Raw genomic sequence first — 14,759 nt, 5'->3', positions numbered from 1 at the left:
CTAATACTAATTGCCCTTGTAGCTCACGCGCCACACGACGCCGGTGCCATCTTCGGCGATGAGCAGGGAGCCGTCGGGGCCGGTAATGATACCTACGGGGCGGCCCCACACCTGGGGTGGGGCTGCCTGGCCCTCATTGAGTTGCCAGCCGGTTACGAAGTCTTCATAGCTGGCCCCGCGGCCATCAGCTCCGGCAGTTTCGGGCAGGCCGGCGGCGTTCATACGCACCCGCACTACTTTGTAGCCCGAGCCTACAGAGCGGTTCCAGGAGCCGCGCATAGCCAGGAACAGGTCGCCGCGGGCGTCTTCGGGGAAAGCCGTACCGGTGTAGAAAGCCAGACCCAGAGCGGCGGAGTGGGCCCGCAGCAGCACTTCGGGCGTACGGGTGCTGGTTACCTGGGCCGGGGCGGGCTCGGTGATGCGCGGGTCGCGCTTATCGGGAGCGAGGTAGGCCCAGGGGTAGCCAAAGAAGGCCCCGCGGGGTACAACCGTGGCGTAATCGGGAACGAGGTCGTCGCCTAGGGCATCCCGTTCATTTACCACCGACCAGATTTCCCCCGTGCGGGCCGGGTTGACGTCCATGCCCTGGGGGTTGCGCAGGCCTGAGGCGTAGGTAGTCTGGCCGCTGCCATCGAGGTTAAACTCCTGAATGGTCGTGCGGCGCTGGTCTTTTTCCACGCTGGCGTTTTCGGAGGAGCCAATGCCCACGTACATCTTGTTGTTATAGATGAGTAGGGAGCGGGCCGGGTGCTGGCCCCCGCCGGGTAGCTCGGCGAGCTGAGTAGGTTGTCCGGAGGCTTGTTTCTGGCCGCTGCTGTAATCGTAGCGCAGGATGGCGCCGGAGGTAGCCACGTAGAAATAGTTGCCGTTGAAGGCCATACCCAGGGGCCGGCTCAAAGGGCCGCCGGTGGCCCACACGGTGCGCTCATCGGCGCGGCCGTCACCATTGGTGTCGCGCAGCACCATAATCTGGTTGAGCATCATCTGGGCCACGAATATGTCACCGTTGGGCGCTACGGCCATCCAGCGGCCCTGGGGCAAATCATCGGCAAAGACGTTTACAGCATACCCCTGGGGCACTTTCAGCTTCGCATTTTCGGGGCGCTCATTGAGCACCTGCGGATAATTAGTGACAGACTGGCTGGCGAAGGGTGCAGGCAGCGTGCTCACACGAATGGTGGTGGGGCTAGCCGTGAGGGTTTCGGTAGGGAAGTCTCCGTTTTGGGGCTCTTCGGTAGCGTCTTCGTCTTTATCGCACGCGACCAGACCCAGGGCCGCCACGAAGAATAGGGAGTTAAGTTTGAAATGCATAGCTGGTTAGGTTAGGGTTAGATTTGACTATACGCCCTTGTAAGGAAGGTGTTGTAAATCAGTTCTTACCAGCTGCAAAAACTACCTGTTTAGCAATTGAACAACGACCAGCAGAGCGCATTGCGCCGACGTTGGTCATCGAGCACCAGCTCCCGAATAGGCTCCGGCAGCTGCTCGCGCTGCCAGAGGCACTCCCGCTGTCCGGCGGCATCCGGCTCCGTTTCGGCCGCCGCTGCCCGGGCCGCCCGAATGGCGTAGGCGGCGGCCCCAAGCTCGTGGGCCGCCACGTGGGCCACGGCTACGGCCTGGCCGGCTGCCAGAGCGGCAAACCGGGCGGCATCGGGCAGCCCCTTGCCGGCCGCGTTGGCCGCAAAAGAGGCCTGGTGAGCTTGGCGCATGGGTATCTCGCCGCGCACCCAGGCCCGGGCGAGCTCCAAGGCCTGGCGGGGGCGCTGGTCGGTGGGGCTGGCTTGCTCAAACAGGGGCAGCACGTGTTCGGCGCAGGCTGCCGCCCACCAGGCCAGCAGATGGTGATTGGTATCGGTCAGGGTGCCGCCCCGGCGGATGGTGATAAAGCGCGAGTCTCGTTCTTTGGGTAGGATCATGGGCTAAGAATAGGGGTGGAAATTGCGCAAAACAAGCTCGCCTGGGCCGGGTAGAAAACAAGCGCGGTACAGGCCGCCGACCCTATCCTCGTCTGTCATGCTGAGGAGCCGCCCAAGGACCTGCCTCCTCTACCTCGCGGCGGCTTATGCCAAGGGTTAAAAGCCCTTTGCCGTGGCCGTAAGTAAGGCAGAGCTTTTGGGCATTGAAGAACGTTTGCTGTTCAGGTGAGAACTTCCTTTACTCCACGTGTTGGTCTCAGGATGACAGAGAAAAGACGACAAGTATGCCTGTTTCCTGGCTATTTTGAAACCCGGTAAGCCTATCCAGTACCTTCGTTGTTACCTTATCCATGAGTGAGCGGATTCCCACGTATCAATTGCAGGCCTTTGCCAGTGCAAACGGCAACGGAGTGCCGGCGGTGTACTTTCCCGACTACGGCGGCGCTAAGCCCACGATTCCGCTGCACCAGCCCTACCGGGGCGACTATTACAAGATCAGCCTTTGCCTGCGGGGCACGGCCGAGTTCAAGGCCAACCTGGAGCCCTATGTCGTGACGCCGGGCTGTTTGGTGCTGGCGACGCCCGACGTTATTAAGGAGTGGGGTCGGGTAGCCGAGGACTACGAAACGTTGTCCATCTTTTTCACTCAGGACTTCATTACCACCCACAATGCGGCTACTGGCAAGCTGCGCTTTTTCGTGGACCCGCCCACCCACGTACTGGCGCTGGCCCCGGCCGAGGCGGCCAGCATTGCAGCTTCGTTTCGCTTTTTGCAGCAAAAATACCGCACCCCCAGTGCCCAGCGCGACAACATCGTCAAGAGTATTCTCACCGGCTTGCTCTACGAAATCGGGGTCCTCTACGAGCCGCAGCCGGCCCGGCCGGCCCAGAGTCAATCCCGCGCCCAGCAGCTGGCCGCCGGCTTCCGCCACCTAGTGCAGGCCCACTGCCTGACCGAGCGCAGCGTGCAGTTTTACGCCGCTGCGCTCTGCATCACGCCCAAGCACCTTACCGAACTGGTCAAGGACGTGACCGGGCGAACTGCCAGCGAGTGGATAGCCGAAGCCGTGGCCCTCGAAGCCAAGGCCCTGCTGCAAAACCCGGCCCTGACCGTAGCCCAGGTAGCCGCCGGCCTGCAGTTTGCCGACCAATTTGCGTTCAGCCGATTTTTCAAGCGCAGCACCGGCCTTTCGCCCACGGCCTACCGGCAGGTGGGCTAAGCAGGGCTTGCCGCCTTTTCGCCACAGATTGCCGCCCTCCGGCCATTCTGCCGCTGGGTAGTAGCGTCGACTTTTGTAGCGGCCTTCACCCTTAGGCTGCGCCCACCACACGGGGCAGCAGGCGGGGGCATTCTTGTCACGCTAACGCATAGACCCATGATTTTAGTAACCGGAGCTACCGGCCACTTAGGTGCCGCCGTACTCGATACGCTTTTGCAGCACACAGCCGCCCAGAACGTAGCGGCCCTGGTGCGTGACCCGGCCAAAGCCACAACCCTACAGGCCCAGGGTGTGAGTATCCGTGTGGGCAGCTACGGCGACCCGGCCTCCCTCCACCAAGCCATGCAGGGCATCGACACGGTGCTGCTCATCTCGGGCGGAGGCGACGAGGATGGGTTGCAGCAGCACCAGAACGTCATCGACGCGGCCCAGCAGGCGGGAGTGCGCCGCGTAGCCTATACCAGCCGGGCCCTGCAAGACCCCGGTACGCTGGCCAACGAGCTGATGGTGCGCCATTTCCAGACCGAAGACTACCTGCAAGCTAGTGGGCTGGCCTACATCTTCTTCCGCAACATTCTCTACATGGATACGCTGCCGCTGTTTACGGGGCCGACGGTGTTCGAAACGGGCATCAACCTACCGGCCGGGCAGGGCCGGGTGGCCTACGCCCTGCGCCGTGAAATGGGGGAGGCCATTGCCAAGGTGCTGCTCCAGGACACTCCCGATAACCGCATCTACCACTTCACCGGCACCGAAGCCTACTCCTTCGACGACGTAGCGGCGGCTCTGACCCAGGCCTCGGGCAAGCCGGTAATCTACAATGACGTGGAAAGTGCGGTGCTGGCCGGCCGCATGCGGGAGCGGGGTGTGCCCGAGGTGGCCATTGCGCGCACCATCGGCTTCATGACCGACATCAAGCACGGGCAGGAATCCATGGTCAGCGCCGACCTGGCCACGGCACTGGGCCGCCAGCCCACGGGGCTGCTCGAAGGCGTGAAACTGCTTTACCAGCTGTAGGCGGCCGGCCAGGGTAGGGCTACACAACAGCGGGGGCTGAAGCAACTGATGCTTCAGCCCCCGCTGGTTTCGTTGGGTAGGGTCTGGTTCCTACCGACTAGCTCTGGGCCTCGGGGCTTACCACAGGCCCAGAAAGCCTTTCTTCGACACGACGTTCGGGCGGGCTATATCCAGCACGTCGGACATACCGTATTCTTCGAACTTATCCAGCAGGGCATCAAGTCCTTTGTCCATCTTCAGCTGCATTTCCTCGGGGTAGAGGCAGTACAGGCAGTAGAAATTGATGGTCTTATCCTCGCTGATTTTCAGCTCCCGAAATTCTTTTGGTAAACTAATGGATGGCAGCACGAGCATGCAGCCCAGCTTGGTATTAGAGGCGTAGGGCGCAGCCTCTTCCCCGTTGGGGATGGTGTGGCCTACACCCAGCCAGGTGTGGTATTCGTGCGGAAACCGCGCCAGGAACTTCATCCAGCCAATGGGCCAATAGGCGTCGTCATCCTCGGACACGCCTACGACGTCTCCGTTCTCGGCCATGGGCCAGGTGCTGGGCAGCAGGATGCACAGCTCGGCGTAACGGGCATCTTCCTCGCCTTCGGGTACCGTCATGGGCAGGTCGCTCATGCCCGAGGTGACGAGCGTGTAAAACGGAAAGTCCTTGCTGGGCTCCACGATATGCACGTCGAGGTGGACCTTGTCCGAAATGATTTCGTGAAACACGCTGCTGATTTTGCCCACGTGCTGCTCGATGTGGTCGGATATGGCTTCGATGGTAGCTTCGTCGCCGGCGGCCAGGCTGAAGGGGGCCGGCTCCACCTCTTCGTAACGGTACACCGGGGCCCCGGAAGCCGTTTTTTCTGGTTCAGGATCTTGCTCTGTCATGATAGGTAGCCTACGAGAGTGAGGGCGTTAAGCTAGCGTTTTCTCCCAAACTCAGCCCCATGCGCCGCTACCGGCGGGCACTGCAGCTATGCACACCAAGAATTGGGAATCGGCGTTAGGCCTCACGTATAGCTGATGTTCTATGTTGCGGGGAGGGTCTTTGTTTGGGTAAGGCACCCGCTTCAGGCAACGCTCAGCTTCTGCCGCCCATCTAGTCTGGGTAAGCAGCTTTTCTTTCACCTTCACCGCCCAACTCCCATGAGCCTGTTCCGATTCTGGCGCCGTACGCCCGCCACCTCTGCGCCGCCCAAGAGCCTGGCCCGCGAATGGCGCGACGCCCTGGTTTTTGCCGTTACCGCCGCCACGCTCATCCGATGGTCGGCGGTGGAAGCCTACACCATCCCGACGCCCAGCATGGAAGGTACCCTGCTGGTGGGCGACTGTCTGGTGGTCAGTAAGCTACATTACGGTCCTCAGACGCCCCAAACGCCCCTGCAGATTCCTCTCACCCATCAAACCATCTGGGAAAAAGGGCCGCAGAGCTACTCCGACGCTATCCAGCTGCCCACCTTCCGCTTCCCGGGCTTCAGCTCGGTGCAGCGCAACGACATTGTGGTATTTCACGTGCCGCACGAGCAGCAGCGCCCCGCCGACGTGCGCACCAACCTGATTAAGCGCTGCGTGGCCGTGGCCGGTGATACCGTCGAAATCCGCCGCGGGCAGGTGTTTCTCAACGGCCAGCCCGGCGCCGTGGCCGGCCAATTGCAGAACACTTACTTCATGCAGGTCAACAGCCCCAATGATGCTGTGCGTCAGGCTCTGCACGAGCACGGCGTGGTCGATTACTACGAGCCCGACGGTATTCCGCGGGTGAGCACCAATCCGGCCACAGGCCGTACCGGTTTCTACATCAGCTGCCCGGCCCCGGTGGCCGCCTACTTCCGCCGCCAGCCCTACGTGCAGGCCCTGACCGTGGCCGACTACCAGACGCGCCTGTTTCCGGACGTGGCTGACTTTCACAACCCCAGCGCCGTGTTGAGCAGCCAGCCCCAGAACGGGCAGCTGGACAACTACGGCCCGCTGCCCGTGCCCTGCAAGGGTCAGACCATCACCCTGACGCCGGCCAATGCGGCGGCTTACTACACCATCGTGGCTCAGTACGAGCACAACGAAGGCATCAGCTGGCAAAACGGCCGGATCTATCAGCACGGCCAGCCGCTGGCGTACTACACCATCCGGCAGAACTACTACTTCATGATGGGCGACAACCGCCACAACTCCGAGGATTCGCGCTTCTGGGGCTTCGTGCCCGAAGACCATCTGGTGGGCAAAGCCGTCTTCGTGCTGTATTCCCTGGATCAGTACGCCGACCTGCTGCACAAGGTGCGCTGGAACCGCCTGCTACACCCCTTGAGCTAAGCCGACTCTCTGGTTCAACCCATAGAAACGCCCAGGCAGCTGAAGTTCTTCGGTACTTCAGTTGCCTGGGCGTTGTGGTTATTTCTATACTTACTGGCCGGCAACTGCCACCTAGGCTCGCTGATTTGCCTCCCTGTATTACCTGGCTCCCTTATACATAGCTGCTTTCCCTACCTTATGCCGATGAAGCACTTCCTGCGCGTGGCCTTACTCAGCGGGCTGGCCCTGCCCGCGGTGGCCCAGATGACCAAGCCTAATTCCCAGCTCAAGCACGAACTGGATAGCATCTACGCCGTGGACCAGCGCTACCGGGCTATGTTGTTTGATTCGCGTCTGAACCGTAACCCCGATTCGCTGGCCGTGGTGCTGGGCGTATCGAAGGCGGAGCTGAACAAAACCCTGATGGAGCGGATGGTGCAAACCGATGCTACCAATCTTAGGCGGGTGCAGGTGTTGCTGAAGCAATATGGCTACCCGGGCAAGTCCTTGGTAGGCGCGCCGACCAACGAGGCCGCGTGGCACGTCATTCAGCACAACCCGGCGACTATCCCCCAGTACCTGCCACTGATGAAAGCCGCCGCTGAGAAAGGAGAGCTGCCGTTTTCGCGCTACGCCATGATGCTGGACCGCCAACTGATGACGGAAGGCAAGGAGCAACTCTACGGCACCCAGGTAGCGGGCTATAATGGGAAGCCAACCTTCGTGTGGCCTATTCAGAACGCGGCCCAGGTGAATCAGCGCCGCAAGCAGGCCGGCTTTACCAACACCGTGGAGCAATCTGCTGCCCACTTTGGCCTGACCTATAAAGTCTTGACCCTGGAAGACGTAGCCAAAATGCCCAAGCAGTAGCTTTCCCCTCCCGGGCTTTCAGTACGGAACCGGAGCAGCTGCTTGTGTTGTGGGGGCTTGGGTACGTCAGCAGGTTGCCGCCTTAGTCGCGCCGGGGCTCGTAGTGCTGCACCACGATGCCGCAGGCAAAGGCCGTCGACCTGACCAGCGTCAAGGGCTGGGCGGCGTTCAGGTCCTGGAAAATGGGCAAGCCGCGGCCGATGGCAACTGGGTTAACGAACAGGTGAAGCTCGTCGATAAGGCCGGCCTGAATGAGAGCCGACACGAACGTAGCCCCGCCGTAGGCCATGATGTCCTGGCCGGCCCGCTGTTTGAGTTGGCTGATTTCGGTAGTCAGGTCGCCGGTGGCCAGCACCGTATGGTCCCAGGGTGCCTCAGTCAGGGTGCGGGTAAAGACGACTTTGGGCGTGGCGGTGAATTTCTGCCCGGCCGTGTGTTCCGGATTGGCCTCATCCGCCGCTACCGAGGCCCAGTAAGGGATAAAGCCCTCGGCCAGCTTGCGGCCCAGCACGATGCAGTCGACGGGCTCGGTGAGGGCCGCCACGTAGTTTTTCAAGGCCTCATCCCAGTTGAAGGTCATCCAGTCCATTTCGCCGTTGGGGCCGCCGATGAAGCCGTCAACGGTCATTTGCACCTGGAGCTTGAGTTTGCGCATACTCGTTATTCTTGCGTGAGTGGTAAGCCAAAAATACGCGCTGACTGACTCATCTTAGGAGGCCAAATGCGCCAACCAACGGGCTGTTTGCGACAATCTGGCCCGAATCAAACCCGTGCTACCAGCTGCTGCCCGCTCCGCCGCCCCCACTGCTACCCCCGCTGCTGGACGAAGACGAGGAGCCGCCCGAAGAAAACGAGCTGCTGGATGACGACGAGCTGCTCGATGAGGAAAGCTTGGAGGTGGTGTATTTCTTCTTTTTCACGTGGCGGCAAAACGCGCATTCGTGCACGTGCCAGCCCCAGCCGCCGTGGGAAGTGGTGGCCGCCTGCATTTCCTCGTCGGGCTGGGGCTGCAGGGTGCGGTTATGGCACTTGGGGCAGCTTTCAGCGTCGGAGTTCAGGTTGGGGTAGCTCAGAATGAGCAGCTCCTGGCAGGCCGGGCACTGCCAGGCGTCGTAGTCGATGGACTCAATACGCTCCTCCGCAACCTGGCCGGGCCGCAGGGCGCTGTCGTCCTGGGCTTCGTCGAGGCGGTGCATGGGCGTGGCGCAGGCCGGGCAGGCGTAAGGTTCCTCGCGCAGGGCCACTAGGCGGCGCTGGTACCGGGGCCAATACCAGGCCAGGGGCACGGGCATCAGGAAGCGGAGCCAGCCCAGGCCGTGGTGAGCTTCCCGCAGAAACGTGTAGCGGGCGTGGCGGCTTTCGGTAGCGTGCTGGTCGCGCAGACGCTGGTTGATTAGCCGCAGATACAGGTGAGCCCCCAGCAGCGGCCAGGCGTAGCCCAACGCCATGAGCAGGGCCGGCGCTATTGGCCAGCTGGAGCCAGCTGCTACTACCATTAAGCCCAAAATCAGGACCAGGCCCAGAATCATGCTCGTCGTAAAGGCGCGGGGAGCATGCTTGTGCAAAGCCAGCATCAGCCCCGCAACCAGCAGCAGCAGGGCCACCGCCGCCACCCCTATGCCTTCCGCGCCGCTCCAGGCCGTGGGGTCAGTTGGCTCAACTTCTTCGTTGAGCAGTATTTCCGCTGACTCATCCGCCGGTGCCAGGGCCGGGGGCAGTTGGGCTTCCAGCGAATCGGGCAGATCCAGGCGGCCGGTGCTGAGCTGCCGGATCAGGGCGGCCACGCCCTGGCGCACGGCCTCGTCGTACTGCCCGCCGCGCAGGTAGGGAATCATGTAGCGCTGCTGAATGCGGAAACACACCACGTCCGGCACGTCGGCTTCCAGGCCGTAGCCGGTTTCAAATTCCACCCGGTGCTGGTCGTCCACGAGCAGCATCAGCAGTCCGTTGTTCTTCTCCTTATCCCCGATTTTCCAGCGGTTAAACAGTGCCGTTGCCGCTGTCTTAGGCACTTCCTCCCCGATGCTGCGCGTCAGCACCACGTCGATATGGGCCCGGCCGCTTTGGTCCAGGGGCCGGAGCGTAGCGTTGAGCTCCTGCACCGTGGCGGGCTGCAGCAGGTGGTCGGGGTCACTCACGTAGCTTTCGCCCAGGGTTTTGGGATCGGGCAGGCGAGTCAGGTATTCCGCATCCTGGGCCCTGGCAACGAGGGCGCCGGGGCCCAGCAAAGCCAGCAGCAGCAGCAGGCGGATCAGGAAGCAACGCAGAAGCATGGCAGGCGGCGTAGGATAAGTTGGTCGGCCAAAGAAAACCATATCCGGCTTACTGGCCGGGCAGCCGGGCGGAAAGCGGGTTCTGTAAACAACCGAAGCTTGCCATAGTGCAAGATGATCCGTCTGATTAAGCACTAGGTTTGGTTTGGATTCAACTTGGGTTAACTGGCGTAAGCCACTCGGATTTGACAGAATTTTGCTAAAAACATACGTTTAAGCTGGTTTGAGTGAGTTTTTTATTATTTTTCGATAATGAAGAAACTCTACCTACTGATGACGCTGCTGTTACTGGCTTTTTCGGGTACGGCGCAAAAATACCATTTCAAAGGCCTGCATAACTTTCCCTACGACAGCACCACACGCAAAGTGAGATACGTGGAGGTTATCAATGTGCCCGGCATTTCCCGCGCCGACCTTTACCGCCGGGCCCGGCAGTGGCTGACGGCCCGCAACGGCCCCAGAGTCTGGGTACCCTGATTGCGGTGCCCGAAGAGGGCCAGCTGCGCGGCCGCCTGGCGCTGACCGGGGCCAGTCAGCCTTTCCGGGCCATCTTCCTGTTTGAGGTGCTGGAAGGGCAGCTGCGCTGCAGCCTCACCGATTTTACTGCCTCTCAGGACGGCATGCGCCTGGAAGAGCTGGCCGCCAAGGGCGGCCGCCGCCTCGACGAATGGCTGGAGCAAAACGACGCCCGGTTCCGAGAGTGCCTGGCCAGCCTGCGGCAAACGGTGGAGGCCATAGCGTTGGCGGGGCCTGGTCAATAGGCTACCCGCTCCAACTCGACGCGCTGAGGACGGAACTGCTGGCGGTAGAGCAGCAGGAAGCCGGGCTCCACACGCCACACGTCCGAATATTTGACGGGTAAAGTTGGGCGCAACGGCCGGGCCTGGCCCGACTGCAGATTCATTGTCAGCAAGCGGCGCCCGGTCAGCAGCACCATGCTCTGGCTATCGGGCCCGAAGCCTCGCATCCGAAAAGCCCCGTCCCGGTTGGCCGCCTGGGCTATGCGCCGGGCCGGCCAGTAGCCATGCAGCCTGTACGAACTACTGTCGGGCAGAGGCAGTATCTGGGCCTTATCAACCTGACCAGCCGCGGAGAGGTGCAGCGCTACTACTTCGCGAGGGCGCAGCGTGGTCCTGTTTACGCGGCCCAGGCCTACGGTAGCAAGGCCCGTTGCCAGGTCAAGGGCCAGATGGGCACCGAAAGAAGTGCTGGTATAGGTTTCGCCCACGAGCACCACGCTGCCGTTGGGAGCCGGGCGCAGGGCATGCCAGAGCACGTGCCGGTTGCGAGCCAGGGGCAAGTGGGGTTCGGCGGCACCCGTTACCAGCCGGTCGTGGCGGGTGCTGTCGGGGTACAGCTGCGTATAAAACAAGTGGCCCGGGTGGGTACGGCTGGGGCGGTTGCGGGCGGAAGAGAATCCGGCTACCAGCAAGCTGTGTCCAGGCCCCATCACACCCACATCGGGCCGGCGCCGCTCCCCGCGGTAGTCAAGCGGGAGCCGGCACAGCACCTTGCCAGTGGCCAGCTCCAGACAGTAGGCCGTCGTCACGGCCCGGCTGCTCAGGGCGTTGTTGGTAACCAGCAGCCACAGGTGGGTACTATCGATGATGGCCGGGGCCACTTCCACCTTCCCCTCGGCGGACCGGAAGCGGTGCTGCCAGAGCGGGCGGAGCTGCAGGTCGGTGAAGCGAAACAGCGCTTCGCCCCCGACCAGGCTGGACTCGGTGGTCAGGAAGCCGCCCGTCTGGGGAGCCAGCTCCCCGTGCATATCCTGCCAGCGTATCCAGCGGGAAGACTCGCGCCGCTGCGCTACCACGTTTCCGAGCGTGTCTACCACCAGGGAGAGCAGCGTATCGGAACCGCGGCGGTGCAATTGGTAAAGCACGTGGGCCCGGCTGCTGGCCGTGTTGGCGAGCTGGTAATGGCCGGGCAGGCGAAGCCGCCGCCGCTGCTGGCTCAGCGTAGACGAAAAGAGGTAGTACCGAAGGGTGGTAGCTTCATCAGCGTAGGCTACCGTCGACACGATGGCGCGGCGGGCGGCGGGCAGATAGAATCCGACGGTGTGCTCCAGCACCACACTGTCGAGGGTAATGTGCTGCGCCTGGGCAGGCCGTAGCCACAGGGCCAGCACCAGCAGCAGACTGCAGCGGAGAAAAGAAGGCATGAGAAGCAGGAAGAGGTGGAAAGAGAAGTCCGGGCGGTGAGTTGCTCAGTAGCAGCTGACGCAGCGGCCCATACCTAGGTCTGACGTCAGGGCCAAGTGCACAAACAGCAGCGCCAGAAACAGCACCTTGGCCACGCGGCGCCGGCGCCTGGTGCCGCTTTGCTGCTGATCCAGCGCTGCCACTAGTACCAGGAAGGCCGGTAGTATGCCCAGCAGCAGCAAGAAGTGAAACAGGCCCTTGCCTTCAGCATCGTGGCTGCCCGCGCCGTAGAGCTTGATGCTGATGTCGTAGAGTGAAATCAGGACTGCTGCCAAAGTGGCTTTTAGCAGCGGGCTGGGCCGGCGGCAGAAGGCCACCAGCCAGACCGCGGCCGGGATGAAGAGTGGGGCCACCAGCAGGCAGGTAAATATTCCATTATGGTCGCCCAGGCTGAGGCCGCCGAGCAGGACCAAGCCTACCAAAAAGGCGACAGGCAGGGGCAGAAAATGGGGCGCAAAAGGCCGAGGGGAAGCAGCAACTGGCATGGGGCGTAGCAAAAAGGAGCCCTCAAAGGTGCTGGTGGCGGCCCGTCATTTTCATGACAAATGTCATTTTCGCTCTGCCCGGCCTAGCCTAGCCCAGCTTGTTGCGCAGGCGGCTCAGCGTTTCGGGGGCCATGCCCAGGTGGGAGGCAATGTGGTGGAGCGCCACCCGCTGAAATACCGTGGGAAAGTCGCGCAGCAACAGCTCATACCGCTCGGTGGCGGTGTGGGAGCGCAGGTTCTGGGCGCGCTGCTCACTGAGCACGTAGTATTTCTCCAGCACCCGCCGGCCGATGAAGTTGAACTCCGGGAAATCGTGGTAGAGGCCCTGAAGCTGGTCGTAGCTGATGGAGTGCACCACGGCAGGTTCCAGTAGCTCAATATATTCCTGGGAAGGCTGCTGGGTAAAAAAGCTCAGAATGGAAATCACAAAGTCGCCGGCCTGCATAAACCAGGAGGAAATTTCGCGGCCGTGCAGCAGCGTATAGCCCCGCACCAGGCCGGTTTCCAGAAAATACACCCGCCGGGCCACCTGCCCGGGCTGTAGCAGCCGGTGCTGGGCCGGCATCTCTTCCCGCACCGTGCTAGTCAGCAAGGCCGTGGTAAGCTCCGGACTCAGGGGCTGCAGCTGGCTGATAAAGGCAAGAAAGCTGGACATAAGAAGGCTGTATGGCTCAAATATAGTCCGGCCGGCCTGGGCTATAATTTTCCGAGGAGGCTGGTAGTGCGCTAGTGTCCGGGCTGGCGCTTACTTTAAAGCTTCTGCCACTGCCTGGCCCGCAATGCGGCCCGAGTACAGGCAGCCGCCCAGGAAGGTGCCTTCCAGGGCCCGGTAGCCATGCATGCCGCCCCCGCCGAAGCCCGCAATTTCGCCCGCGGCATACAGGCCCGGAACCGGGTGGCTGTCGGGGCCCAGCACGCGGCCCGATAAGTCGGTTTCCAGGCCGCCGAGGCTTTTGCGGGTGATGACGTGCAAACGCACGGCAATAAGCGGGCCCTTGCTGGGGTCGAGCAGTTTGTGGGGTGGGGCCGTGCGAATGAGCTTGTCGCCGAGGTAGTTGCGGGCCCCACGGATGGCCGTAATCTGGGCGTCCTTGCTGAAAGGGTTGTCGAGCTGCAGGTCCCGGGCCCGCACTTCTCGCTCCACCTGAGCGTAGTCGAGCAGGTTTTCGCCGGTCAGCTCATTCATGGCTTGTACCAACTCGGGCAGGGTGTCGCGCACCAGAAAGTCGGCGCCGTGCTGCTTGAAGGCTTCCACCGGGGCCGGGGCGCCCTTGCCAAAGGCCCGGCCCAGGGTCTGGCGCCAGCTTTTGTTGGTCAAATCTGGGTTTTGCTCCGAGCCCGAGAGGGCAAACTCATGGCGAATAATCTTCTGAGTCAGAATAAACCAGCTGTAGTCGGAGCCCGTCTGGCGCAGGTGCCGGAGCGTGCCCAGCGTGTCGAAGCCAGGGTACAACGGACCGGGCAGGCGGTTGCCACGGGCATCGAGCCACAACGACGACGGGCCCGGCAAAATCCGGATGCCGTGCCGGGGCCAAATCGGGTTCCAGTTCTGCACGCCCTCCACGTAGTGCCACATCCGGTCCTCGTTGATGACGTGGCCGCCGACCCGTTGGGTAATGCCCAGCATCAGCCCATCGACGTGCTCGGGCACGCCTGAAAGCATGTGGGCAGGTGGGGTGCCGAGGCGGGTGGGCCAGTTCTTGCGCACCAGTTCGTGGTTGGCCCCAATACCGCCGGCCGTGACGATAACCGCCTGGGCCCGGAAGCTAAAGTCTCCAACAACAACGCGGGAAGTAGCCGCGCCCCGTTCGGCCGCGCTGGGTTCCAGCACCTCGCCCCGAGCCCCCACGACCACACCGTTTTCTACGGTCAACTCCGTGACGCGGTGGCGGAACCTGAGCGTAACCAGGCCTTTTTTCACGGCTTCCCGCACCCGGTAGGAGAAGGGGGCCACTACGCCGGTGCCCGTGCCCCAGGCCACGTGGAAGCGCGGCACTGAGTTGCCGGGCCCCCGGGCCCCGTAGCCGCCTCGCTCGGCCCAGCCTACCACCGGAAACAGCTTGATGCCCATTTGCTGCAGCCAGCTGCGCTTTTCGCCCGCTGCCCAGCCCACGTAGGCCTCGGCCCAGCGCCGGGGCCACAGGTCTTCGGGCCGGTCGAAGTCGGCATTGCCCAGCCAGTCGGAGAGGGCCAGCTCGTAGGAGTCGTGGATGCGCATGCGGCGCTGCTCGGGCGAGTCGACCAGAAACAGGCCGCCAAACGACCAGAAGGCCTGCCCGCCCATATTCTGCTCGGGTTCCTGGTCGAGCAGCAGCACGCTTTTGCCGGCCGCGGCCAGTTCTGAGGCCGCTACCAGACCGGCCAGGCCCGCCCCAATTACCAGTACATCGGCTTCGGTACGCATACGCAGTTTGCTGAAAGACTACAGATGGGAAATTGGCTGAAGCAGTGAAGATACCTATTCCGGCGGCTTACTGCTACGGCATTAAGGGGCAGT

General features: G+C 62.4%; 15 protein-coding genes. 6 read left to right on the top strand and 9 right to left on the bottom strand.

Annotated elements, in window-relative coordinates; genetic code table 11:
• Positions 1 to 6: 6 nt before the first annotated feature.
• Both MUN80_RS02825 and MUN80_RS02820 read right to left on the bottom strand, forming a co-directional pair.
• The gene (locus MUN80_RS02825; RefSeq protein ID WP_244719350.1) at positions 7 to 1,311 is read right to left on the bottom strand and encodes a PQQ-dependent sugar dehydrogenase; all 1,305 of its coding nucleotides are present in this window, start codon (positions 1,309 to 1,311) and stop codon (positions 7 to 9) included.
• Between the two features lie 89 nt (positions 1,312 to 1,400).
• Positions 1,401 to 1,916, bottom strand: a complete 516-nt coding sequence (locus tag MUN80_RS02820) for a putative immunity protein (RefSeq protein ID WP_244719348.1) — start codon at positions 1,914 to 1,916, stop codon at positions 1,401 to 1,403.
• A 350-nt stretch (positions 1,917 to 2,266) separates the two neighbouring features.
• Between MUN80_RS02820 and MUN80_RS02815 the strand changes: the two genes are divergently transcribed.
• Both MUN80_RS02815 and MUN80_RS02810 read left to right on the top strand, forming a co-directional pair.
• Positions 2,267 to 3,136 carry an AraC family transcriptional regulator gene (locus MUN80_RS02815; RefSeq protein WP_244719346.1) on the top strand — a complete coding sequence of 290 codons (870 nt, stop codon included), beginning with the start codon at positions 2,267 to 2,269 and terminating at the stop codon, positions 3,134 to 3,136.
• A gap of 156 nt (positions 3,137 to 3,292) precedes the next feature.
• On the top strand, positions 3,293 to 4,153 hold the full coding sequence (locus tag MUN80_RS02810; protein WP_244719344.1) for an SDR family oxidoreductase: 861 nt from the start codon (positions 3,293 to 3,295) through the stop codon (positions 4,151 to 4,153).
• 117 nt (positions 4,154 to 4,270) lie between these two features.
• Here the strand turns inward: MUN80_RS02810 and MUN80_RS02805 are convergent, their stop codons facing one another.
• A complete protein-coding gene (locus tag MUN80_RS02805; protein ID WP_244719342.1) occupies positions 4,271 to 5,032 on the bottom strand; it encodes a suppressor of fused domain protein in 762 nt (253 codons plus the stop codon).
• A gap of 258 nt (positions 5,033 to 5,290) precedes the next feature.
• Between MUN80_RS02805 and lepB the strand changes: the two genes are divergently transcribed.
• Both lepB and MUN80_RS02795 read left to right on the top strand, forming a co-directional pair.
• On the top strand, positions 5,291 to 6,451 hold the full coding sequence (gene lepB / locus MUN80_RS02800; protein WP_244719340.1) for a signal peptidase I: 1,161 nt from the start codon (positions 5,291 to 5,293) through the stop codon (positions 6,449 to 6,451).
• A gap of 183 nt (positions 6,452 to 6,634) precedes the next feature.
• The gene (locus MUN80_RS02795) at positions 6,635 to 7,300 is read left to right on the top strand and encodes a DUF6624 domain-containing protein (RefSeq protein ID WP_244719338.1); all 666 of its coding nucleotides are present in this window, start codon (positions 6,635 to 6,637) and stop codon (positions 7,298 to 7,300) included.
• Positions 7,301 to 7,382: 82 nt separating this feature from the next.
• Here the strand turns inward: MUN80_RS02795 and MUN80_RS02790 are convergent, their stop codons facing one another.
• Together MUN80_RS02790 and MUN80_RS02785 are read right to left on the bottom strand one after the other, a co-directional pair.
• The gene (locus MUN80_RS02790) at positions 7,383 to 7,955 is read right to left on the bottom strand and encodes a dihydrofolate reductase family protein (protein WP_244719336.1); all 573 of its coding nucleotides are present in this window, start codon (positions 7,953 to 7,955) and stop codon (positions 7,383 to 7,385) included.
• A gap of 118 nt (positions 7,956 to 8,073) precedes the next feature.
• Positions 8,074 to 9,573, bottom strand: coding sequence for a TPM domain-containing protein (locus MUN80_RS02785; protein ID WP_244719334.1), 1,500 nt, complete (start codon positions 9,571 to 9,573; stop codon positions 8,074 to 8,076).
• Between the two features lie 252 nt (positions 9,574 to 9,825).
• Here MUN80_RS02785 and MUN80_RS02780 point away from each other — a divergent pair, with 252 nt between their 5' ends.
• On the top strand, positions 9,826 to 10,050 hold the full coding sequence (locus MUN80_RS02780; protein ID WP_244719331.1) for a hypothetical protein: 225 nt from the start codon (positions 9,826 to 9,828) through the stop codon (positions 10,048 to 10,050).
• The gene (locus MUN80_RS02775; RefSeq protein ID WP_244719329.1) at positions 10,008 to 10,334 is read left to right on the top strand and encodes a hypothetical protein; all 327 of its coding nucleotides are present in this window, start codon (positions 10,008 to 10,010) and stop codon (positions 10,332 to 10,334) included. The genes MUN80_RS02780 and MUN80_RS02775 overlap by 43 nt, the downstream gene beginning before the upstream one ends.
• Here the strand turns inward: MUN80_RS02775 and MUN80_RS02770 are convergent.
• From MUN80_RS02770 to MUN80_RS02755, 4 genes are all read right to left on the bottom strand, one after another.
• Complete coding sequence (locus tag MUN80_RS02770; RefSeq protein ID WP_244719326.1) at positions 10,328 to 11,737, bottom strand: hypothetical protein; 1,410 nt, start codon at positions 11,735 to 11,737, stop codon at positions 10,328 to 10,330. The genes MUN80_RS02775 and MUN80_RS02770 overlap by 7 nt on opposite strands.
• Before the next feature lie 45 nt (positions 11,738 to 11,782).
• Positions 11,783 to 12,262 (bottom strand): hypothetical protein, encoded by a 480-nt coding sequence (locus MUN80_RS02765; protein ID WP_244719322.1) that lies wholly within the window; start codon positions 12,260 to 12,262, stop codon positions 11,783 to 11,785.
• 88 nt (positions 12,263 to 12,350) lie between these two features.
• Positions 12,351 to 12,917, bottom strand: coding sequence for a Crp/Fnr family transcriptional regulator (locus MUN80_RS02760; RefSeq protein WP_244719319.1), 567 nt, complete (start codon positions 12,915 to 12,917; stop codon positions 12,351 to 12,353).
• 90 nt (positions 12,918 to 13,007) lie between these two features.
• Positions 13,008 to 14,666 (bottom strand): FAD-binding dehydrogenase, encoded by a 1,659-nt coding sequence (locus tag MUN80_RS02755; protein ID WP_244719317.1) that lies wholly within the window; start codon positions 14,664 to 14,666, stop codon positions 13,008 to 13,010.
• Positions 14,667 to 14,759: the final 93 nt, after the last annotated feature.

Source organism: Hymenobacter cellulosivorans (assembly GCF_022919135.1).
Taxonomy (GTDB): domain Bacteria; phylum Bacteroidota; class Bacteroidia; order Cytophagales; family Hymenobacteraceae; genus Hymenobacter; species Hymenobacter cellulosivorans.
This window is presented reverse-complemented; position numbering and strand designations above follow the sequence as displayed.